Annotated in this window: 19 protein-coding genes; 13 read left to right on the top strand and 6 right to left on the bottom strand. The window is 68.0% G+C overall.

The genetic code is table 11. From position 1 onward, the window contains the following. Nucleotides 1-38 precede the first annotated feature (38 nt). Nucleotides 39-1,874 carry a TRAP transporter large permease gene (locus tag C4F17_RS10545; protein WP_106935195.1) on the bottom strand — a complete coding sequence of 612 codons (1,836 nt, stop codon included), beginning with the start codon at nucleotides 1,872-1,874 and terminating at the stop codon, nucleotides 39-41. A gap of 19 nt (nucleotides 1,875-1,893) precedes the next feature. Continuing rightward, on the bottom strand, nucleotides 1,894-2,520 hold the full coding sequence (locus C4F17_RS10540) for a TRAP transporter small permease subunit (protein WP_081266842.1): 627 nt from the start codon (nucleotides 2,518-2,520) through the stop codon (nucleotides 1,894-1,896). 162 nt (nucleotides 2,521-2,682) lie between these two features. Here C4F17_RS10540 and C4F17_RS10535 point away from each other — a divergent pair, with 162 nt between their 5' ends. Further along, a complete protein-coding gene (locus C4F17_RS10535; RefSeq protein WP_106935194.1) occupies nucleotides 2,683-3,969 on the top strand; it encodes an SUMF1/EgtB/PvdO family nonheme iron enzyme in 1,287 nt (428 codons plus the stop codon). A 118-nt stretch (nucleotides 3,970-4,087) separates the two neighbouring features. Here the strand turns inward: C4F17_RS10535 and C4F17_RS10525 are convergent, their stop codons facing one another. Continuing rightward, nucleotides 4,088-5,536 carry an MFS transporter gene (locus tag C4F17_RS10525; RefSeq protein ID WP_106935193.1) on the bottom strand — a complete coding sequence of 483 codons (1,449 nt, stop codon included), beginning with the start codon at nucleotides 5,534-5,536 and terminating at the stop codon, nucleotides 4,088-4,090. Nucleotides 5,537-5,613: 77 nt separating this feature from the next. Then, nucleotides 5,614-6,969 carry an aspartate aminotransferase family protein gene (locus tag C4F17_RS10520; protein ID WP_106935192.1) on the bottom strand — a complete coding sequence of 452 codons (1,356 nt, stop codon included), beginning with the start codon at nucleotides 6,967-6,969 and terminating at the stop codon, nucleotides 5,614-5,616. Between the two features lie 105 nt (nucleotides 6,970-7,074). Between C4F17_RS10520 and C4F17_RS10515 the strand changes: the two genes are divergently transcribed. Then, complete coding sequence (locus C4F17_RS10515) at nucleotides 7,075-8,034, top strand: LysR family transcriptional regulator (RefSeq protein ID WP_081266838.1); 960 nt, start codon at nucleotides 7,075-7,077, stop codon at nucleotides 8,032-8,034. Between the two features lie 42 nt (nucleotides 8,035-8,076). Here the strand turns inward: C4F17_RS10515 and C4F17_RS10510 are convergent, their stop codons facing one another. After that, nucleotides 8,077-8,841: a FadR/GntR family transcriptional regulator gene (locus C4F17_RS10510; protein WP_081266837.1), complete on the bottom strand. Its 765-nt coding sequence runs from the start codon at nucleotides 8,839-8,841 to the stop codon at nucleotides 8,077-8,079. A 209-nt stretch (nucleotides 8,842-9,050) separates the two neighbouring features. On the opposite strand from C4F17_RS10510, the gene C4F17_RS10505 reads away from it, so the two are divergent. The 8 genes from C4F17_RS10505 to C4F17_RS10470 all read left to right on the top strand — a co-directional run bounded on the left by C4F17_RS10505 (nucleotide 9,051) and on the right by C4F17_RS10470 (nucleotide 16,949). Continuing rightward, a complete protein-coding gene (locus tag C4F17_RS10505) occupies nucleotides 9,051-10,256 on the top strand; it encodes an ABC transporter substrate-binding protein (RefSeq protein ID WP_081266836.1) in 1,206 nt (401 codons plus the stop codon). A gap of 133 nt (nucleotides 10,257-10,389) precedes the next feature. Continuing rightward, complete coding sequence (locus C4F17_RS10500) at nucleotides 10,390-11,250, top strand: branched-chain amino acid ABC transporter permease (protein WP_081266835.1); 861 nt, start codon at nucleotides 10,390-10,392, stop codon at nucleotides 11,248-11,250. A gap of 11 nt (nucleotides 11,251-11,261) precedes the next feature. Then, nucleotides 11,262-12,224 (top strand): branched-chain amino acid ABC transporter permease, encoded by a 963-nt coding sequence (locus C4F17_RS10495; RefSeq protein ID WP_106937512.1) that lies wholly within the window; start codon nucleotides 11,262-11,264, stop codon nucleotides 12,222-12,224. Continuing rightward, nucleotides 12,221-12,988 (top strand): ABC transporter ATP-binding protein, encoded by a 768-nt coding sequence (locus tag C4F17_RS10490; RefSeq protein ID WP_106935191.1) that lies wholly within the window; start codon nucleotides 12,221-12,223, stop codon nucleotides 12,986-12,988. The genes C4F17_RS10495 and C4F17_RS10490 overlap by 4 nt, the downstream gene beginning before the upstream one ends. Beyond that, complete coding sequence (locus C4F17_RS10485; protein WP_106935190.1) at nucleotides 12,985-13,701, top strand: ABC transporter ATP-binding protein; 717 nt, start codon at nucleotides 12,985-12,987, stop codon at nucleotides 13,699-13,701. Before C4F17_RS10490 ends, C4F17_RS10485 begins: the two co-directional genes overlap by 4 nt. Before the next feature lie 34 nt (nucleotides 13,702-13,735). Continuing rightward, nucleotides 13,736-14,989 (top strand): Zn-dependent hydrolase, encoded by a 1,254-nt coding sequence (locus C4F17_RS10480; RefSeq protein WP_106935189.1) that lies wholly within the window; start codon nucleotides 13,736-13,738, stop codon nucleotides 14,987-14,989. After that, on the top strand, nucleotides 14,986-16,479 hold the full coding sequence (locus C4F17_RS10475; RefSeq protein ID WP_106935188.1) for a M81 family metallopeptidase: 1,494 nt from the start codon (nucleotides 14,986-14,988) through the stop codon (nucleotides 16,477-16,479). Before C4F17_RS10480 ends, C4F17_RS10475 begins: the two co-directional genes overlap by 4 nt. Nucleotides 16,480-16,571: 92 nt before the next feature. Continuing rightward, a complete protein-coding gene (locus C4F17_RS10470; RefSeq protein ID WP_081266939.1) occupies nucleotides 16,572-16,949 on the top strand; it encodes a nuclear transport factor 2 family protein in 378 nt (125 codons plus the stop codon). A 33-nt stretch (nucleotides 16,950-16,982) separates the two neighbouring features. Here the strand turns inward: C4F17_RS10470 and C4F17_RS10465 are convergent, their stop codons facing one another. Further along, nucleotides 16,983-18,128: a helix-turn-helix domain-containing protein gene (locus tag C4F17_RS10465; RefSeq protein WP_081266830.1), complete on the bottom strand. Its 1,146-nt coding sequence runs from the start codon at nucleotides 18,126-18,128 to the stop codon at nucleotides 16,983-16,985. A 178-nt stretch (nucleotides 18,129-18,306) separates the two neighbouring features. Here C4F17_RS10465 and C4F17_RS10460 point away from each other — a divergent pair, with 178 nt between their 5' ends. From C4F17_RS10460 to C4F17_RS10450, 3 genes are read left to right on the top strand one after another with little or no spacing between them, the layout of a single operon-like run. Beyond that, a complete protein-coding gene (locus C4F17_RS10460; protein ID WP_081266829.1) occupies nucleotides 18,307-18,804 on the top strand; it encodes a (2Fe-2S)-binding protein in 498 nt (165 codons plus the stop codon). A 10-nt stretch (nucleotides 18,805-18,814) separates the two neighbouring features. Next, nucleotides 18,815-21,265, top strand: coding sequence for a xanthine dehydrogenase family protein molybdopterin-binding subunit (locus tag C4F17_RS10455; RefSeq protein WP_106935187.1), 2,451 nt, complete (start codon nucleotides 18,815-18,817; stop codon nucleotides 21,263-21,265). Nucleotides 21,266-21,287: 22 nt separating this feature from the next. Next, entirely contained in the window at nucleotides 21,288-22,082 is a 795-nt protein-coding gene (locus C4F17_RS10450; RefSeq protein ID WP_106935186.1) for an FAD binding domain-containing protein, read from the top strand. Nucleotides 22,083-22,174: the final 92 nt, after the last annotated feature.

The raw sequence follows: 22,174 nt of genomic DNA, 5'->3' as shown, positions 1-22,174 counted from the left end.
CCGTTTGCACGGGGCGGCCTTTTGACTTGCGGGGCCGTTCAGGGCTTCTGCTGCTGCTTGAGCGCGTCCTGCATGGCCTTCATGGGATCGGTCTCGCCGCTGTCGGCCGGCGCGGCCTCGGGGGCCGGTGCCGGTGCGGCGCCTTCCGCGCCCGGCTGCGGTTCGGCGCCCGGCGCGGCTTCCTCGGGGCCGCCGTAGGGGTCGGCGGCCGGTCCGCCGTCCTCGGGCTTCAGGCTGTCGCGCATCTGCGCCCCGATGTCGTCGAGGTTGACCTTGACCTCCTTGTCGAGCGCGCCCGTCACGATCTGCGGGAACGCGATCAGCACGCCCACCATGGTGAGCTGGATCAGCACGAACGGGATCGCACCCTTGTAGATCTGCATCGTCGTCACCGGCTCCATGACCTTCTGGGTCACGCGGTCAACGTATTGCTTGTCGGGTGCGACGGAGCGCAGGAAGAACAGCGCGAAGCCGAAGGGCGGGTGCATGAACGAGGTCTGCATGTTCACCGCCAGCAGCACGCCGAACCAGATCAGGTCGATGCCCAGCTTGTGGGCCACGGGCGCCAGCAGCGGCACCACGATGAACGACAGCTCGAAGTAGTCCAGGAAGAACGCCAGGAAGAACACCAGCACGTTCACCGCGATCAGGAAGCCCACCGGGCCGCCGGGCAGGGACGACAGCAGGTGCTCGACCCAGATCGGGCCGTCGGCGGCCTGGAACACCAGGCTGAACACCGTGGCGCCGATCAGGATGAACATCACGAAGCTCGACAGCTTGGTGGTCGAGGCCAGCGCCTGCTTCAGCAGCGTGAGGCTCATGCGCCGGCGCACCCAGGCCATGATCAGCGCGCCCAGGGCGCCCATTGCGCCGCCTTCGGTGGGCGTGGCCACGCCCAGGAAGATGGTGCCCAGCACCAGGAAGATCAGCAGCAGCGGCGGAATGAGCACGAAGGTCACGCGCTCGGCCAGCCGCGACAGCAGGTTGAGCTTCAGGCCCTTGTTGATCAGCGCGATCACCAGGGCCACGAACACGCCGCCGCACATGGCGACCACGACCTTCTCGTCGGTGGCCACCGAGGTCACTTCCTGGCCCTGGAACCAGGTGTGCACGGCCGCCATGTTGCGCGCCAGCCAGACCGCCACCACGGCCGACAGCGCGGCGAGCGCCACCAGCGACGTGTAGCCGCCGCTGCCGTTGGGTTCGCGGAAGGTGCGGGCCTCGGGCGGCAGCGCCGGCACCTGCGCGGGCCGGAAGATCGCGAGGAACACGACATAGACCACATACAGGCCCATCAGCATGAAGCCGGGCAGGAAGGCGCCCTTGTACATGTCGCCGACGCTCTTGCCGAGCTGGTCGGCCATGATGATCAGCACCAGCGAGGGCGGGATGATCTGCGCCAGCGTGCCCGATGCGGCAATCACGCCGCTGGACAGCCGCCGGTCGTAGCCGTAGCGCAGCATGATCGGCAGCGAGATCAGGCCCATCGAGATGACCGATGCCGCCACCACGCCGGTGGTGGCCGCCAGCAGCGCGCCGACGAAGATCACCGCCAGCGCCAGGCCGCCGCGCATCGGGCCAAAGACCTGGCCGACCGTGTCGAGCAGGTCCTCGGCCATGCCGCTGCGCTCCAATATGAGCCCCATGAGCGTGAAGAAGGGCACCGCCAGCAGTGTGTCGTTGGCCATGATGCCGATCAGCCGCTGGGGCAGCCAGGCCATCACCGACGACTGGAACACGCCGAGCTCGATGCCGACGAGACCGAAGAACAGGCCGCAGGCCCCGAGGCTGAATGCGACGGGATAGCCCAGCAGCAGGAAGCAGATCAGCCCCGCGAACATGATCGGGGCGAAGTTGGCAACAATGAATTCCATGGTGTCTGTGCTCGGCCGTTCAGTGTTGCGTGCCGGGAGCGGCCGTGCCGGCCTTGGCTGCGTCTTTCTCGGCCTGCAGGCGCAGGGCTTCGATCAGCTCGGCCTCGGCCGTCTTGTCGGTCAGCCGGCCCATGGGGTCGGGGCCTTGGCCGCGCAGGAAGGCGATGCGCTTGATCAGCTCGGACCAGCCCTGCAGCATCAGCAGCACGAAGCCGGCCGGCAGCGCCGCCCACACGGGCCAGCGGATCAGCCCGCCCGAATTGCCGGACATCTCGCCCGACTTGTACATCTGGATCACCACGGGCATCGACAGGTAGAGCACCGTCAGGCACAGCGGCGTCAGGAAGAATGCGAAGCCGATGATGTCGATCCACACCTGCTTGCGCTTGGACAGGCGGCTGTTGATGACGTCGATGCGCACATGCTCGCGGTGCAGCAGCGTGAAGCCGGCGGCGATCAGGAACGACCAGGCGAACAGATACCACTGCACTTCGAGAAACGCGTTGGAGCTGGTGTTGAATATCTTGCGCACCACCGCGTTGAGGGCGCTGATCACCGTGGCGGCCAGGATCAGCCAGATCGCGTATTTGCCCACCTGGGCGTTGAGCCAGTCGATGGCCCGGGAAAGCTTGAGCAAGCCTTGCATTTCATCTCCATTTTTGTATTGGATGCCCCACATACGACCGCACCCGACGCACTGGCCTTGTGTGCCAGCGGGTCGGGTGCGTGAGGCGGTGCGGATTCTATCGATGTAATCGAAAGTGTCTTCTGGGGGCTACCCGGAGGCGTGGCTTGGCCATAATGTTTCATGGACCAGACACCGCGCCCCCCTCCGGCCCCGGCCGTGGCGACGTCCCAATCGATCGACTCCCCCGACATGAGCCGGGCCGGCCGGGATCTGCTTTCCCTGGCGCTGATCGACGCGCGCAACCACACGCTGCACCTGCTGTCGCTCTTCGAGCAGGCGCTCGGGGAAGGCATGCCGACGCCGCGCGGGCCCGATGTCGTGCCGCCGGTCTGGCTGGCCGGCCATATCGGCTGGTTCGCCGAATGGTGGATCGGCCGCAACACCCAGCGCGCCTTCGGTGCCGATTGCCCGGTGCGGCCCACGCGGCTGGCGGCCATCGAGCCCGGCGCCGACAGTTGGTGGAACCCGGCGCAGGCCACGCCCGACCAGCGCTGGTCGCCCGGGCTGCCCGACCTCGCCCAGACCAAGGCCTACCTGCTCGAGACGCTGGAGAGCACGCTCGAACTGCTGGAGCATGCGGCCGAGACCGACGCCGGCCTCTACTTCTACAGGCTGGCGCTGGCGCATGAAGACCTGCGCGGCGAACAGTTCGTCGTGATGGCGCAGACGCTGGGGCTGCCTCTGGGCGTCGAGCAGGCGCCCATCGTCGTCACGCGCGAGCCGCTGCTGCTGCCGGCCACCCGCTGGGAACTGGGCATGCCCGAGAGCGGCTTCGCCTTTGCGCAGGAACGCAGCGCGCATCGCGTCGACGTGCCGGAGTTCGAGATCGACGCCCAGCCCGTCACCTGGAACCAGTATGTCGAGTTCGTCGACGACGGCGGCTACGACCGCGAGGAACTGTGGCGCGGCGAAGGCTGGCGCTGGCTCTCGGCCCAGATCGAAGGGCGGCGCGGGCCGCGCCATGTGGAGCAGATCGGCGCCGCGCGGCACGGCTCCGGGGGCTCGGTGCTGCAGCATCGTTTTGGCGCGACGGTGCGCGCCGCCGGCCACCACAGCGCGGTGCACCTGAGCTGGTGGGAGGCCGATGCCTGGGCGCGCTGGGCGGGACGCCGCGTGGCGACCGAGGTCGAATGGGAGATCGCCGCGCACACCGCCGCTCGGCGCGGCTTCCGCTGGGCCGACGTGCACGAGTGGACCGCCGGTACGCTGAGCCCCTGGCCCGGCTACCGTGCCGATCCGTGGAGCGCGGGCGGGGAGTTCGATCCCGCTGCTGCATTCGGGCGTGCACGCGTGCTGCGCGGCGCCTCGTTCGCGACACGCGCGCGTCTTCGTTCACCCAAGCGGCGCGGCTTCGCCTTGCCGGAGCGCGACGACGGATTCTTCGGCTTCCGTACCTGCAGTCTTTGACTTGCCCCCAGGCTGCGCGCACTTCGTGTCGCTTCGCCAACCCCCTTCCGGGGGGCAGCGCCTGCGGCCCGGCGAAGCCGGTTCCGCGGCGCTCACGGCGGAACGCGGTGGTGTGGTCTCAATCTTTTCGAGCAACCACGCCCGGGTCGGCCGCCAGCGGCGGCGCCACTTCTTCCAGCGGCTTGCGCTCCGCGTCGGCCGCATAGCGCAGGGCCAGCAGCCCGGCCACGATGACCAGCGCCGCGCCGATACCGTAGCCCACCATCACCGCGCCACGGCTGCCTGTCTCTATCAGCAGGCCGAACAGCACCGGCGCCACGAAGCCGCCCGCGCCCATGCCGACGGCATAGAAGATGGCGATGGCCATCGCGCGCATTTCCAGCGGGAACACTTCGCTCACGGTGAGGTAGGCCGAGCTGGCGGCCGCCGAGGCCAGGAAGAACACGGCCGACCAGCACAGCGCCTGGCTGCGCGCGTCGAGCCAGCCCATCATGAACGCCCAGCCGGTGAGCGCCAGGCCCACGCCCGCGAGCACATAGGTCAGCGCGATCATCTTGCGCCGGCCCAGGCTGTCGAACAGCGGGCCCAGCAGCAGCGGGCCGAGCACGTTGCCGAGCGCGAACGGAAAGATGTACAGCGCCACGCTGGCTTCGGGCACGCCGTAGAAGCGCGTGAGGACCAGCGCGTAGGTGAAGAAAATCGCGTTGTAGAAGAACGCCTGCGACACCATCAGCGCAAGCGCGACCACGCTGCGCTGGCGGTAGCGCTTGAACAGCACGCGCGCCACTTCGCGCATCGAGGGGCTGGTCTGGCGAGCGTCGGTGTAGTCCACATGGCCCTGCGGCGCGGGCAGCGGGCCGTGCTGCGCCGAGACCTCCGCTTCGATCTGCTCGACGATGCGCCGGGCTTCGTCCGCGCGCCCGTGCGCAATGAGCCAGCGCGGGCTTTCCGGCACGTCGCGCCGCACCAGCAGGATGGCCACCGCCAGCACCGCGCCCAGCGCGAAGCCCGCGCGCCAGCCCCACACCGGGCCGATCACATGAGGGTCCAGCAGCACCAGGCTCAGCCCCGCGCCGAGCGCCGCGCCGATCCAGAAGCTGCCGTTGATCGCGAGGTTGACGCGCCCGCGCACGCGCGCCGGAATCAACTCGTCGATGGCCGAGTTGATGGCCGCGTACTCGCCGCCGATGCCCAGTCCGGTAACGAAGCGGCAGAGCGCGAAGAAAGCGAAATCCGGAGAAAAAGCCGTGGCCAGCGTGCCCACCGTGTAGACCACCAGCGTGACGAGAAAGAGCTTCTTGCGCCCGAGCCGGTCGGTGAGCCGCCCGAAGATCAGGGCGCCCAGCACCGCGCCCGCCACGTACACCGAGCCCGACAGGCCGATCTCGCCGGCGGTGAGGCCCAGCGTGTCGGGCCGCTCCAGCACCGCCCCGATGGAGCCCACCAGCGTGACCTCCAGGCCGTCGAGCACCCAGGCCACGCCCAGCGCGATCACCACGCGCCAATGCCAGCGCGACCACGGCAGGCGGTCCAGGCGGGCGGGAATGTCGCTGCGCAGAGCCGTCATGCCACCGATTATTGAAAGGCGGCCGGCGCGCCGCCTGTAGGACCTGGCCTCCGATCAGGCCGGAGGCCGCGACGGACTCAGGCCGTCTCCGCCAATGCGTCGGCCAGCGCGTTGACCATGCGGTCGATCTCGGCCTTCTCGGCGATGAAGGGCGGTGCCAGCTGGATGGTGTCGCCGCCGTAGCGCACGTAGAAGCCCTTCTTCCAGCAGTTCATGGCGATCTCGTACGGACGGCGCGCGGGCTCGCCCGGCACCGCGGCAATGGTCAGGCCGGCGGCCAGGCCGAAGTTGCGGATGTCGTTGACGTGCTTGCTGCCCTTCAGGCTGTGCACCGCGTTCTCGAAGTGCGGCGCCAGCGCCTGCACGCGGCCGATCATGTCTTCCTTCTGCAGTACGTCGAGCGCGGCGATGCCGGCGGCGCAGGCCACCGGGTGCGCGCCGTAGGTGTAGCCGTGCGGGAACTCGAGCATGTAGTCGGGGCCGCCTGCCGCCATGAAGGTGTCGTAGATTTCCTTGCTGGCGACCACGGCGCCCAGCGGCTGCGCGCCGTTGGTCACCTGCTTGGCGATGTTCATGATGTCGGGCGTCACGCCGAAGGCTTCCGAGCCCGTGAGCGCGCCGCAGCGGCCGAAACCGGTGATCACTTCGTCGAAGATCAGCAGGATGTTGTTGGCGGTGCAGATGTCGCGCAGGCGCTTGAGGTAGCCCTTGGGCGGAATCACCACGCCGGCCGAACCCGCGAAAGGCTCCACGATGACGGCCGCGATGTTCGATGCGTCGTGCAGCGCGATCAGGTCGAGCAGGCGGTCGGCCAGCTCGGCGCCGTTCTCGGCCATGCCGCGCGTGAAGGCGTTGGAAGCGAGTTGCGTGTGCGGCAGGTGGTCGGCCTCGACGCCCTGGCCGAACAGCTTGCGGTTGGCCGCGATGCCGCCCACCGAGATGCCGCCGTAGTTGACGCCGTGGTAGCCCTTCTCGCGGCCGATCAGGCGAGTCTTGCTGGCCTGTCCCTTGGTGCGCCAGTAGGCGCGCGCCATCTTCAGCGAGGTGTCGGCGGCTTCGGAGCCCGAGCCGGTGAAGAACACGTAGTCCAGCCCGGCAGGCGTCAGTTCCTTGATCCTGTTGGCCAGCTCGAACGACAGCGGGTGGCCGAACTGGAACGCGGGCGAGTAGTCGAGCTTGGCGATCTGGCGGCTCACTGCCTCGGTGATCTCGGGGCGGCCGTGGCCCAGGCCCGAGCACCACAGGCCCGAGAGGCCGTCGAAGATCTTGCGGCCGTCGATGTCGGTGAAGTAGGCGCCCTTGGCCTCCACGATGATCCGCGGATCGGCCTTGAAGTTGCGGTTGCCGGTGTAGGGCATCCAGTGCGCGTCGAGCCAGGCGGCGTCGGTCCGCATGGCGGGCGTGGGTTCGAGGGCGGGGGCTGCAAGGGTCATGGCGTTCCGCGCGGGCGGGCTCCGGAGGGGGTTGTGAATGCGCCGATTGTTGGCAGACCCTTCAGTGTGGAGAATGGCGCAATATCAATGTTCACTTGACACTTCATGCAAGTAAAGGCCAAGGCCCAAAACGGTGCCCAGAACAGTGCCCGCAATCGCGCCGTCCTGGGGCAGCTCAGCGACATGGACCTGCGGTTGCTCAAGGTTTTCAAGAGCGTGGTCGACTGCGGCGGCATGGCGGCCGCCGAGCTGGAGCTGAACATCGGCACCTCCACCGTGAGCCGGCATGTGAAAGACCTGGAAACACGGCTGGGCCTGGTGCTGTGCCGCCGGGGCAGGGCGGGTTTCGCGCTCACCGCCGAGGGCCAGCGCGTTTACGACGAGACCCTGCGCCTGCTGGCCTCGGTCGACGCCTTTCGCGGCAGCATCGACGACATCCACAACCGCATGGGCGGGCAGCTGGAGGTGGCGCTGTTCGACAAGACCGCGACGAACCCGAAGGCGCGCATCGGCGAGGCCATTGCGCGTTTCACCGAGATAGCGCCGGAGGTGAGCCTGGCGGTGCACGTGGGCTCCATCAACGCCATAGAGCAGGGGGTGCTGGAAGGCAACTTCCAGATCGGCATCATCCCGGCGCACCGCGCTTCGCAGAGCCTGGTGTACGCGGACCTGTTCGACGAGACGATGCTGCTGTACTGCGGCAAGGGCCATCCGCTGTTCGACAGCCCCCATGCCAGGCTCACCTGGGGCAAGCTGGGCGAACACCATTTCGCGGGGCTGGGCTATCACTCGCCCAACATGGAGCTGAGCCACAGGGCGCGGCTGTCGCGCAAGGCGACTGGCTTCGACCAGGAGGCGATTGCCACGCTGATCCTGTCGGGCCGCTTCCTGGGCTTTCTGCCCGACCACTATGCGCAGGTGTTCGAGGAGCGCGGGCTGATGAAGGCGGTGCTGCCGGCGCGGTTCAACTACGCATGCAAATTCGTGAGCCTGCTGCGGCGTTCGCCGAAGCCGTCGCGGGCCGTGCTGGCGTTTCAGGATTGCCTGGAGCGGGCGCACGCCTGACCTTCGCCGTTTCTCCGGTGCACACCCCCTGAACGGACCGGCCTACCGCTGCCCGCTGGGCAGCAGCAAATGCTTGGCCCCGATGTGCGCCTCCATCTCGTGCATGTGCGCTTCTGCATCCACCATGTGCTCGGCCATCAGCCGGCGCACTTCCTCAGCGTCTTCCTTGCGGTAGGCCGCGAGCAGCTGCGTGTGGTAGTCGACATTCGTCTCGCCGAAGTGGTGGTGGTCCAGCGCCTTCTTGTAGACCACCAGGTCGCGCAACAGGTCGTTGAGAAAGCGGCACATGAACGAGAGCACCGGATTGGGGCAGCTCTCCGCCAGCATGGTGTGGAAGGCGAGTTCCGCCTCGCGCTGGGTGCGCAGTTCGTCCTCGTTGGTCGGCTCGATGGTGCACAGGCGGATGTTTTCCTCGAGCTTGTCGAACTGCTCCGGCGTCAGCCTGCCGACCACGCTCACGGCCAGTTCAGGCTCCAGTGCCTTGCGCAACTGATAGATATGGTGCCCGTCCAGGTGATGGAAATGCAGGAAGTTGCGCAGCGGCTCCGACGCATGATCGACCGACACCTGCTGCAGGTAGGCCCCGCCGCCGGGCCCCGTGCGGATGGAGACCAGCCCGCGCACCTCCAGCGCCTTCAGCGCCTCGCGCACCGTGCTCTTCGAGTACCCGAAAAGCTCGATCAGTTCTTTCTCGTTCGGTAGCCGGTCGCCGGGCTGCTTGCGCTCCGCCACGATCCAGCGCTTGACGTCTTCGACGATGACGTCCGAGAGCTTTTGCCGCTTAGGACGGTTCTGCCCCACTCTCATTGAAACGCTCCATGCCCATCGGGAGATGCGCGGGATGCGCAACAGCGCGCGATCTTAAACGGCGTCATCGGCGAGCTCCGGTCGGTGTTGGGCACAAGGATTGCTAGCGGGTTTTTACCAGCATATTAATCCTATTTATCCGCTTAAATTCGCCGGCAATCGCAGGCCCCACCTTTTCCTTGTTTCACCCACCACGACCGGAGATCCCCATGCATCGCAGACACCTCCTTCAGCTTGCCGCCCTGTCGGCCGCCCCCGCTTCCCTGCTGGCCGGCCGCGCCGCCTTTGCCCAGTCGGCCGAGGCGATCCGCTTCGGCTGCCCGGTCCCGATGTCGGGCGCCTTCGCGGCCAACGGCAAGTACGCCGACCTGGGCATGAAGCTGGCCATCGAGCAGTACGGCAGCGTGCTCAAGCGCCCGCTGGCCTACACCGTGCTCGACACCGAGGGCAAGCCGGCCACCGCCGTGCGCAAGGTGCAGGAAGCCTCGCAGCAGCAGGGCGCGAAGTTCTTCGCGGGCGGCATCCTGTCGTCGGAAGCGCTGGCCATGGGCAAGGAGGCGGAGAAGGCCGGCGGCCTGTTCATCACCACCGCGGGCGCGGACGAGATCACCGGCAAGGACTGCAACCCCGCCACCTTCCGCTGGTCGGTGCCCACCTTCGGTGCCATCGAGCAGACGGTGCGCCCGCTGATCGCCACCATGCCGAAGGCCAAGCGCTGGTACACCATCACGCCGCAGTACGTGTTCGGCGACGGCCTGCTGAGCGCGGCCAAGAACATCTTCCAGGAGAAGGGCATCGAGCACGTGGGCAACAGCTACCACTCGCTCAACGAGAAGGAGTTCAGCGGCTACCTCACGAATGCGATGGCGGCCAAGCCCGACGTGCTGCTGCTGCTGAACTTCGGCGCGCAGTCTTCCGCGGCGCTGCGCCAGGCGGTGAGCTTCGGCATGCACAAGAACATGACGATCCTCATGGCCTGGGCTTCGGGCCTGGAGCAGTTCGACGAACTCGGTGCGGACCTCTGCGAAGACGTGTACTTCGGAGCGCAGTACTGGCACACGGCCGACACCACCCTCAACAAGGACCTGGTGAAGCGCACCGCCGACAAGCTCAAGATCGTGCCCAACTACAGCCTCGCGGGCTCGTACGTCTGCACCAAGATCCTGATCGACGGCATCGTCAAGGCGGGCACGGTCGACCAGAAGGCGGTGATCGCCGCGCTCGAGGGCATGAAGTTCGACGGCCTCACCGGCACCGAGGAAATCCGCAAGGCCGACCACCAGGTCATCAAGGACTACTACCTGCTCAAGGGCAAGGCCAAGTCGAAGATGAAGAACGCGGCCGACTACGTCGACGTGGTGAGTTCCGGCAAGTCCTTCCTGCCAGCCGACAAGACCGGCTGCAGATTGGGCTAACCCCCAGGCTTGCGCACTGCGTGTGGCCTACAACCCCCTTGCAGGGGGCAACACCTGCGGCCCGGCAAAGCCGGTTCCGCGGTGTTCCCGAAAGGTCGGGGTGCCGCATCCGAGCCCGTCATCACTCACACATATGACCGTCTACCTGCTCCAGACCATCAACGGAATCGGCATCGGCATGCTGTATTTCCTGCTGGCCGTTGGCTTGTCCATCGTGTTCGGCCTGCTGCGTTTCGTGAACTTCGCGCACGGCGCTTTCTATCTGCTGGGCGCCTACCTGTGCTACCAGGCCATGCAGTGGGGCCTGAACTTCTGGGCCGCGCTGGTGCTGGTGCCGCTGTTCGTCGGCGCGCTCGGCTGGCTGGCCGAGAAGCTGCTGCTGCGCCGCGTGTATGCCAAGGCGCATGAGTTCCACATCCTCGTGACGGTGGGGCTCGCGCTCGCGGTGCAGGAGATCGTCATCGTGTTCTGGGGCCCGCTGGGCAACAGCGTGCCCACGCCCGACCTGCTCCAGGGCGTGGTGATGTGGGGCAGCTTCGTCTATCCGAAGTACCGGCTGTTCGTGATCGGCTTCACCGCCGTGCTCGCGGTGCTGCTGTGGTGGGTGCTCGAAGGCACGCGCCTGGGCAGCGCGGTGCGCGCGGGCAGTGAATCGACCGAGATGGTGTCGCTGCTCGGCATCAACGTGTTCCGCGTGTTCAGCCTGGTGTTCGCGCTGGGCGCGGCCACGGCGGCGCTGGCCGGCGTGCTGGCTGCGCCCATTCGCGGGGCCGAGCCCTTCATGGGCGTCGAGGCGCTGAGCGTGGCCTTCGTGGTGGTGGTGATCGGCGGGCTCGGCAGCTTTGGCGGCGCGCTCGTGGGCGGGCTGGTCATCGGCATCGTGCAGAGCCTCATGAGCACCATCTGGCCGCCGGGCGCCAGCCTGATGATCTACATCGCGATGGCGGCCGTGCTGCTGCTGCGCCCGCATGGCCTGCTCGGCCGGAAAGCATGAACGGACACGCCATGCCGAGAAAAATCACATTCCTCCTGGCGCTCGTCGCCGCGCTGGGCCTGCCGCTTGTGTTGAGTTCGGGCTCGCTCGCGAGCGAAGTGCTCATCTACGCGCTGGCGGCACTGGGCTGCAACCTGCTGCTGGGCTACACGGGGCTGCTGTCCTTCGGGCAAGGCATCTTCTTCGGACTGGGCAGCTACACCATCGCGATCCTGCTCACGCGCCTGCACCTGCCCATGCCGCTTGCATTGCTCGCGGCCATGGCCATGGGCGCGATTGGCGCGGCGGTGGTCGGCTGGGTCGCCATCCGCCAGCGCGGCACCTACTTCGTGATGCTCACACTGGCCTTTGCGCAGATGTTCTATTTCATCGCCTACACCGCGACCGATCTCACGGGCGGCGACAACGGCCTGCTCGACGTGCCGCGCCCCGGCTTCATGGACACGCCGTGGAAGTACTACGCCTTCGTGGCGGTGATTTTCCTCATCGCCTTCGGCCTGCTGATGCGCGTGACCGATTCGATCTTCGGGCGCACGCTGCTCGCCATCCGCGACAACGAGGACCGGGCCGCCGCCGTGGGCTATGACCTCAAGCGCTTCAAGCTGCTGGCCTTCATGATCTCCGGCGCCGTCACCGGCCTGGCGGGCGGGCTGCACGCCATGATGACCGGCATCGCGCCGCTGTCGAACGCCGAATACCACACGAGCGAAATGATCCTGGTCATCACCGTGATCGGCGGCACCGGCAACCTGTTCGCGTCGGTGCTGGGCTCGGCCTTCTACGTGCTGCTGGCCGACTGGCTCTCCACGCTGTGGCCGCGCTGGCTGCTGCTGCTGGGCCTGCTGCTGATCGGCGTGAGCATCGGCATGCAGCGCGGGCTCTGGGGGCTGGGTGAGGGCGTCTGGAAGCGCGTCTTCCGGCGCTCGCCACCGGCGGCGCCGGACGCTGCCGCCGTGCAAGGAGAAAAGGCATGAGCGACGTTCTCATCGAAGCCATCGGCGTTACCAAGCACTACGGCAAGTTTGCCGCGCTCGGCGGGGTCGACCTGAAGATCAGGCGCAACACCGTGCACTCGGTGATCGGCCCCAACGGCGCGGGCAAGACCACGCTGTTCCACATGCTCACGGGTACCGGCACCACCACGGGCGGGCGCATCCTGTTCGACGGCCACGACGTGACGCACGAGCCCGACCACCGGCGCGTGCAGCGCGGCATGGCGCGTTCGTTCCAGGTCACGGCGCTGTTCCTGAGCCTGTCGGTGCGCGAGAACCTGCGCGTGGCGGCACAAGGCGTTTCGCCCCGCCAGGCCATGAACTGCTGGCGCGCACCGGTCGGTGAACTGGCCTGCAAGCAGACGGTGGACGAAGTGCTGCAGCGCGTCGGCCTCGAGCGGTTCGCGAACACGCCGGCCAGCGAGCTTTCGCACGGGCAGCAGCGCCGCCTCGAGGTGGGCATGGCGCTGGCCGCCAAGCCGAAGGCCATCTTCCTCGACGAGCCGACCTCGGGCATGGGCATCGACGACCTCGACGACATGAAGCAGCTCATCCGCAGCCTGCGCGACCGGCACACCGTGGTGCTGATCGAGCACAACATGAACATCGTGATGGACATCTCCGACACCGTGACCGTGATGCAGCTTGGCCGCGTGCTCGCCGAAGGGCTGCCGGGCGACATCCGTGCCGATGCGCGCGTGCGCACGGCCTACCTTGGCAACATGATCACCGGAGGCAAGGCATGAGCGGCGGGAAGAACATCCTCGAAGTCGAGGCGCTGCACGCGCACTACGGCAAGAGCCACGTGCTGCAGGGCATCTCGATGCGCGTGGGCGAGGCCGAACTCGTCACGCTGCTGGGGCGCAACGGCGCGGGCAAGTCGACCACGCTCAAGAGCATTGCCGGCGCGGTCACGCCCACGAGCGGGCGCGTGCGCTTCCAGGGCGCGGACATCGCGGGCATGCCGCCGCACCGCATCGCCACGCGCGGCGTGTGCCTGGTGCCCGAGCACCGCGGCGTCTTCAAGCTGCTGACGGTGGAAGAAAACCTGCTGCTCGGCCTGCGGCGCGAGTCGCCCTGGCAGCTGGCCGACATCTACCGCATCTTCCCGCGCCTCAAGGAGCGGCGGCGCAACGGCGGCGGACAGCTGTCGGGCGGCGAGCAGCAGATGCTGGCCATCGGCCGCGCGCTCATGAACCACCCGCGCCTGCTGATCCTCGACGAACCGGTCGAAGGACTCGCGCCGGTGATCGTCGAGGAAATCGTCGCGCAGCTGAAGACCATCAAGGCGGCCGGCGTGGCCATCCTGCTGGTCGAGCAGAACCTCGAAGTCTGCGTGCAGCTGGCCGACCGCCACTACATCGTGGAGCAGGGCGTGATCGTGCACGAGGCCGGCAACGCCGCCTTCATGGCCGACCACGAAGTGAAAGACCGCTACCTGGGCGTGGGCCTTGCTTGAGGCCTGCCGCAATACTCATCCTTACCGCAAAGCCATGAACTCACACACTGAACTCCGCATCGACGGCCAGCGGCTCTGGAATTCGCTGATGGAACTGGCGCAGCTCGGCGCCACCGAGAAAGGCGGCGTCTGCCGCATCGCGCTGACCGACCTCGACCGCCAGGGCCGCGACCTGTTCGTGCGCTGGGTGCGCGAGGCGGGCTGCGAAGTCCGCGTGGACGCCATCGGCAACATCTTCGCGCGCCGCGCTGGCCGCAACAACGCGCTGCCGCCGGTCACCACCGGCAGCCATATCGACACGCAGCCCACCGGCGGCAAGTTCGACGGCAACTACGGCGTGCTCGCGGGCCTGGAGGTGATCCGCTGCCTCAACGACGCAGAAGTGGAGACCGAGGCACCGCTCGAAATCGCGGTGTGGACCAATGAAGAGGGCTCGCGCTTCGTGCCGGTGATGATGGGCTCCGGCGTGTTCGCCGGCGCGTTCACGCTCGAACACGCACTGGCGCAGCGCGACAACGACGGCGTCAGCGTGTCCGACGCGCTCGCCGCCATCGGCTACGCGGGCAGCACGCCCGCGTCGGCAGCGGCATCGCCGATGGGCGCGTACTTCGAGGCGCACATCGAGCAGGGCCCGGTGCTCGAAGCCAACGAGCGCGTGATCGGCGTGGTGGAAGGCGCACTGGGCCAGCGCTGGTACGACGTGGTGGTGCAGGGCATGGAAGCCCATGCCGGCCCCACGCCGATGGCGCTGCGCAAGGACGCGCTGCTGGCCGCTGCCGAACTCGTGATCGAGGTCAACCGCATTGCGCTCGCCCATGCGCCGCATGGGCGCGGCACCGTCGGCTGGATCGACAACTACCCCAATTCGCGCAACGTGATTCCGGGGCGCGTGAAGCTCAGTGTCGACCTGCGCGCGGCCGACGACGTGGTGCTGTCGGCCATGGACGCCGAACTGAAAGAGACCGTGCAGCGCATCGCGACGAAGGGCAAGGTCGAGATGTCGGTGGAGCAGGTCGTGTATTTCCAGCCGCAGCCTTTCACGCCGAAGCTGGTGTCGGCGGTGCGCGAAGCCGCGCAGGCGCAAGGGATGACCTGGATGAACGTGATCAGCGGCGCGGGCCACGACGCGGTGTACCTCGCGCGCGTGTGCCCCGCGGCCATGATCTTCGTGCCCTGCCTCGACGGCATCAGCCACAACGAGATCGAGGACGCGCAGCCCGACCACCTGGAAGCCGGCTGCAACGTGCTGCTGCAGGCCATGCTGCAAAGCGCGGGAGTCGCGCAATGAAAGTTCTGATCGCGCGCCTCAACCACGAGACCAACACCTTCTCGCCCGTGCCCACGCCGCTCTCGGCCTTCGGGCCCGACGGGCCGACTTTCGGCGAGCAGGCCTACCGCGACAACAAGGGCATGCGCACCGCGATGTCGGCCTTCATCGACCTGGCCGAGGCGGCGGGTGCCGAACTCGTCACGCCGGTGTCGGCCTCTGCCAACCCGAGCGGGCCGGTCGATGCCGCTGCCTACACCTTGCTGACGCAATGCATCGTCGATGCCGCGCCGGGCTGCGACGCCATCCTGCTCGACCTGCACGGCGCGATGGTTGCGCAGAACAGCGTGGACGGCGAAGGCGACCTGCTCGTGCGGCTGCGCGCGGCGGCGCCGGGCGTGCCCATCGGCGTGGCGCTCGACCTGCATGCCAACGTCACGCCCGCGATGGTTGGGAACGCCGACGTGATCGTCGGCTTCAAGACCTATCCGCACATCGACATGTACGAAACCGGCGCGCATGCCGGCCGCCTGCTGTTCGACATGCTCGCCGGACGCGGCAAGCCAGCGATGCGCTGGCACCGTCTGCCGCTGATGGCGCACACGCTGCGCAGCGCATCGTTCACCGGCGCGATGCAGCGGGCCATCGAGGCGGCGCGCGAGGCGGAGAAATCGGAGTCGCTCGCGGTGTCGATCCTGGCGGGCTTCTCGCTGTCGGACATCGAGGCGCCGTGCATGAGCGTGATCGTGGTCGATGCGCATTCGCCGGAGCGCGCGCAGGCCACGGCCGACCGCATCGCCGCGCAGATGTGGAACGAGCGCGAGGCCTTCGTCTACCGCAGCGAGCCGATGGCCGAATCGATTGCGCGCGCCAAGCTCATCGCGGAAGGCGCCACGCGCCCGGTGCTGCTGCTGGACCACGGCGACAACTGCATGTCGGGTGGCAGCTGCGACACCATGGACGTGCTGCAGGAGGCGCTGGCGCAAGGGCTGCACGGCATCGGCGTGGGCCCACTGTGCGACCCCGAGGCGGTGGCGCAGCTCGTTGCGGCGGGCGAGGGCGCCGAGGTGACCGTGGCGCTGGGCAACAAGGTGTCGCTCGAAGGCATCGGTCTGAAGAAGACGCCGGTGCGGCTGACGGGCACCGTGCGTGCCGTGAGCGACGGCGAATACGTGATCACCGGCCCCACCTACACCGGCCAGCGCAGCAGCATGGGCCGCACGGTGCTGTTCGACATCGGCGCGGCGCGCATCGTGGTGACGGAACGCACGCAGGAGCCGTGGGACATCGGCGTGTTCGAGTGCGCGGGGCTCGATCCGCGCAAGGAGCGCTTCCTGCTGCTCAAGTCGCGCATGTACTGCCGGCCGGTGTTCGAGCCGCTGTCGGCCGCGCTGGTGGAGTGCGACAGCCCCGGCGTGACGAGTTCCGACTACAGCCTGTTTCCTTTCAGCAAGGTGCGCAGACCGGTGTTTCCGCTCGACGCGGATGCGGAGATGGCACGGGCTGCATGACCTCCCAGGTCATCGACGCTGTGCGCGTGCGGCGCGACCATTCACTCACCCCGCGATGTTGCGGGTCGAAACTCCCGAAAGGAATGGTCATCATGAACACCGCCGCACACGACGCCGCCACGATCGCCCAACGCTACATCGCCGTCTGGAACGAGACCGACGCCGCGCGCCGCGCCGCGCTGATCGAAGCCGGCTGGACCGCCGATGCCCGCTACGTCGACCCGATGGCGCAGGCCAGCGGCCGCGAGCAGATCAGCGCGCTGGTCGGCGCGGTGCACCAGCGCTTTCCCGGCTTCCGCTTCAACCTGCTGGGCAAGGCCGACTCCCACGGCGACCACCTGCGCTTTTCCTGGACGCTGGGCCCGAGCGGCGCCGAGGACCTGATCCAGGGCACCGACTTCGCGCAGGTGGAGGCGGGCAAGCTGCGCTCGGTGACCGGCTTCCTCGACAAGGTCCCGGTCGGCGCCTGAACCAAAGCTGAACAACCGCGAGCTTGGGAAGGGTCAGTCCGGCGCGCCGGCCGGCCGGCCGCGCCACAGCTTGCGGTACACGGTCGCACGGCTGATGCCCAGCGCCCGGGCGGCCTCCGCCACGTTGCCACGGGCGTCTGCCACCGCCTTGCGTATCAGGGCGGTCTCCACGTCGCGCAGCCGGGGCCGGCTGTCCGCCGCGGGCAGCCCACCCGGTGTGCCGCGCCCGCCGTGCTGGGGTTGCACCTGCACCCGCAGGCCCGACCACAGCGGCACTTCGAGCATGGCGTCGCCGCGCCGGGCGGCGTCGAACATCATGTGCAGGGGCAGGGCGAACAGGTCGTTGAAATGCAGCGCCTGCTGCTCGCGCGCCAGCGGCTGGTGCAGCATCTGGCGGGCCGCCGCGTTGGCGCCTGTGACGCGGCCTTCGCCGTCGATGCACAGCAGCCCCTCGGTGGCTTCGCTGGCGGCGCTGCCGGGCCAGGCCAGGCGCAGCAGCAGCTCGCAGGGTTCGCGCAGCACCAGCATGTTCTCTATGCTGCGCGCGGACAGGGTGGCCAGGTGCCGCAGCTCCGGGCGTTCCACCACCTGCACGCCGGTGAGATCGAGCATGCCGATGCAGTCGCCCCGGGGACCGAACAGCGGGGCGCCGGCGCAGCTGTAGACGCTGGTGTCGTCGAAGAAGTGCTCGCCGCGGTGCAGCCACACCGATTCCTGCTCGGCCAGTGCGGTGCCGATGGCGCTGGTGCCGATCGCCCGCTCCGACAGGTCGACGCCGATGCGGCCGATGTCGCGCGCATAGCGGCTGGCGGCGTCGGTGCCGTCGGGCAGGTTGCCGACATCGACCACGATGCCGTCGGCGTCGGTCAGGATGGCGAAATAACGGGTGTCGGCAATGGCGCGCGAGAGCCGCTCTATCACCGGCCGCGCGGCGGCGACCAGCACGCGGTTGCGCTCGGCGGCATCGCGCTGCGCGGACTGGCTCACCGGGTCGAAACTGATGCGCTGCTGGGGGCGCCGGCCGGCCTCGATGCAGCGCTGCCAGGAGCGGCTGATCCAGGAGTCGACGCGGGCCGTTGCGCGCGCCCGGGGGGATTCGCCGTGGATCAGCTCGCGGCGGGCCTGGGCGATGGCCAGCGAACGCTCAGGGGCTGGCGAAACGATTGAAGCGACAGGCATCGTGGGGTGTGCGCGCGGTGTGGGGGCTTTTGCCGGCTCGCAGGATGGCAAGCTGTTTCATTTTGAGAATTTCGCGCCGTCTGTGCAAGTGTCAAGGGTTTTGCCTAGGATAGTGCGGGAGGTCGGCATCCAAGATGCTTTCGCTGAATTAGCCATCACCTTTCACGGAGACAGCCAAATGCAGGTCGCTTTCAAGATCAACGGCCGTGAGGCCACGGTCGACGCTCCTCCCAACACCTTTCTCGTGCATGCAATCCGGGAGCACCTCCATCTCACCGGTACCCACGTCGGCTGCGACACGGCACAGTGCGGGGCCTGCACCGTTCTTGTGAACGGCCGTGCCGTCAAGTCCTGCAACATCCTGGTCGCGCAGGCGGCCGGCGCCGACATCACCACCATCGAGGGCATCGCCGATGCCGACGGCGCCATGCACCCCATGCAGGCGGCCTTCAAGGAGTGCCACGGCCTTCAGTGCGGCTTCTGCACCCCGGGCATGGTGATGAGCGCCATCGACCTGTGCACCCATCACCCCAAGTCGAGCGAATCGGAGATCCGCGAGCTGCTCGACGGCAACCTGTGCCGCTGCACGGGCTACCAGAACATCGTGAAGGCCGTGAAGATGGGCGGCGAGGCCATGGCCTCGGGCACGCCCGTCAAGACAACGGCAACCGCCTGAGGAGAGCGACATGGGCGCATCCGACTTTTCCAATCTGCCGCATATCGGCGAGGCGCTGCGGCGCAAGGAAGACTACCGGTTCCTGACCGGCGCGGGCAACTACACCGACGACATCACGCTGGCCAACCAGAGCCATGCGGTTTTCGTGCGCTCTCCGCACGCGCACGCCACGATCAAGTCGGTCGACATTTCCGAGGCCATGAAGATGCCCGGCGTGATCGGCATCTTCAGCGGCAAGGACATCGAGGGAAAGATGGGCGGGCTGCCCTGCGGCTGGCTCATCAACAACCCCGACGGCACCCCCATGAAGGAGCCGATGCACCCGATCCTGGCGATCAACAAGGTGCGCTACGTGGGCGACCACGTGGCCATGGTGGTGGCCGAGACGGTCGAGCAGGCCAAGAACGCCGCCGAGGCGGTGGTGGTCGACTACGACGTGCTGCCCGCGCTCGTGAGCGTGGCCGATGCCGCCAGGAAGGCCGGCGGCGTCACCCTGCACGACGAGGCGCCCGACAACCAGTGCTACAAGTGGGCGCTGGGAGACAAGGCGGCGGTCGACGCGGCATTCGCGAACGCCGCGCACGTGACGAAGCTCGACCTGGTCAACAACCGCCTCATTCCCAACCCGATCGAGCCGCGCGTGGCCATCGGCAGCTACAGCCGGGGCACCGACGACTACACGCTCTACGTGTCCAACCAGAACCCGCACGTCGAGCGCCTGCTGATGACGGCCTTCGTGCTGGGCCTGCCCGAGCACAAGGTGCGCGTGATCGCGCCCGACGTGGGCGGCGGCTTCGGCTCCAAGATCTTTCTTTATGCTGAAGACGTGTGCCTGACCTGGGCGGCCAAGCAGCTCAACCGCAACATCAAGTGGACCGCCGAGCGCTCCGAGTGCTTCCTGTCGGACGCCCACGGCCGCGACCATGTGAGCCATGCCGAGATGGCGATGGACAAGGACGGCAAGTTCCTGGCCATGCGCGTGCACACCGACGCCAACCTGGGCGCCTACCTGTCGACCTTCTCCACGGCGGTGCCCACCATCCTCTACGCCACGCTGCTCGCGGGCCAGTACACCACGCCGCAGATCTACGTCGAGGTCGATGCCTGGTTCACCAACACCGCGCCGGTCGATGCCTACCGCGGCGCCGGCCGGCCCGAGGCCACCTACCTGCTGGAGCGGCTGGTGTCGCGCTGCGCCTGGGAAATGAACCTGGGGCAGGACGAGATCCGCACGCGCAACTTCATCACCGCCTTCCCGTACCAGACGCCGGTGGCGCTGCAGTACGACACCGGCGACTTCCATGCCTGCATGGACAAGGCCCGGGTGCTGGCCGAGGTCGACGGCTACGCGGCGCGCAAGGCGGCCAGCGAGGCCGGCGGCAAGCTGCGCGGCATCGGCTACTCGAGCTACATCGAGGCCTGCGGCATCGCGCCGTCGAACATCGCCGGCGCGCTCGGTGCGCGGGCAGGCCTTTTCGAGTGCGGCGAGATCCGCGTGCATCCGACCGGCAGCGTGACGGTGTTCACCGGCTCGCACAGCCACGGCCAGGGCCACGAGACCACCTTCGCGCAGGTGGTGGCGGCGCGGCTGGGCATTCCGGTCGAGAACGTCGACGTGGTGCACGGGGACACCGGCCGCGTGCCTTTCGGCATGGGCACCTACGGCTCGCGCTCCATCTCGGTGGGCGGCGCGGCCATCATGAAGGCGCTCGACAAGATCGAGACCAAGGCCAAGAAGATCGCCGCGCACCTGATGGAGGCCAGCGACGCCGACATCGAGTTCGCCAACGGCGAGTTCACGGTCAAGGGCACCGACAAGAAGATCCCGTTCGGCCAGGTGGCGCTCACGGCCTACGTGCCGCACAACTACCCGCTCGACAAGCTGGAGCCCGGCCTGAACGAAACCGCCTTCTACGACCCGACCAACTTCACCTTCCCGGGCGGCACCTACATCTGCGAGGTCGAGATCGACCGGCAGACCGCCGAGGTGCGCGTGGACCGCTTCACCGCGGTGGACGACTTCGGCACCATCATCAATCCGATGATCGTCGAGGGGCAGGTGCATGGCGGGCTGGTGCAGGGCATCGGCCAGGCGCTGCTCGAGAACTGCGTGTACGACAAGGAAACCGGACAGCTGCTCACCGGCAGCTTCATGGACTACGCCATGCCGCGCGCCGCCGAGTTCCCGCAGTTCAAGCTGGACACCGTGTGCACGCCGTGCACGCACAATCCGCTGGGCACCAAGGGCTGCGGCGAAGCGGGCGCCATCGGTTCTCCGCCGGCGGTGATCAACGCCGTGCTCGACGCGCTGGCGCCATTGGGCGTCAAGGATTTCGACATGCCCGCATCGTCCAGCCGCGTCTGGGAAGCGATGCAAAAGGGCAGCGGCAGCGCCGCGGCCGACACCCTGCCGCAAGAGCCCGCGCTGGCCGCCAGCACCCAAGGCCGTCCGGCCCCCTGAACAACAAAGAAGGAACCACACCATGTACGCCTTCACCCTCGAACGGCCCGCTTCCGTGGCCGATGCCACCAAGCTGGTTGCCGCCGGCGCCAAGCCGCTGGCCGGCGGCCAGACCTTGCTGGCGTCGATGAAGCTGCGGCTGTCGGCGCCCGAACAGCTGGTGGACCTGAGCGGCATCGCCGAGCTCTCGGGCATCAGGAAAGACGGCGACGCCCTCACCATCGGCGCCATGTCGCGCCACCTCGACGTGGCCAACAACGCCGACGTCAAGGCCGCCTTCCCGGCGCTGGCCGACCTGGCCTCGCGCATCGGCGACCGGCAGGTGCGCGCGATGGGCACCATCGGCGGCTCGGTGGCCAACAACGACCCGGCGGCTTGCTATCCGAGCGCGGTGCTGGGCTCGGGCGCCACCGTCGTCACGTCGAAGCGCGAGATCGCGGCCGACGACTTCTTCCTGGGCCTGTTCACCACCGCGCTGGAAGAAGACGAGCTGATCACCGCGATCCGCTTTCCCGTTCCGAAGCGCGCCGCCTACGAGAAGCTGCGCCAGAAGGCTTCGCACTTTCCGCTCGTCGGCATCTTCCTCAGCCAGGCCGCCAGCGGCGCGGTGCGCGTGGCCGTCACCGGCGCGGGCAACGGCGTGTTCCGGCATGCCGGGCTGGAAGACGCGCTGAGCCAGAACTTCACCGCCGCGGCCGCTTCCGCCGTGAAGATCGACGCGAGCGACCTCAACAGCGACCTCCATGCCTCGGCCGCCTACCGCGCGAACCTGATCAGCGTGCTCACCCAGCGCGCCGTGACCAAGGCGCTGGCTTAGGCTCACCCCCAGGCTTCGCGCACTTCGTGTCGCTTCTCCAGCCCCCTTGCAGGGGGCAACACCATCGGCCCGGCGGACCCGGTTCCGCGGTG

It is taken from the genome of Variovorax sp. PMC12, assembly GCF_003019815.1.
GTDB lineage: Bacteria > Pseudomonadota > Gammaproteobacteria > Burkholderiales > Burkholderiaceae_C > Variovorax.
This window is presented reverse-complemented; position numbering and strand designations above follow the sequence as displayed.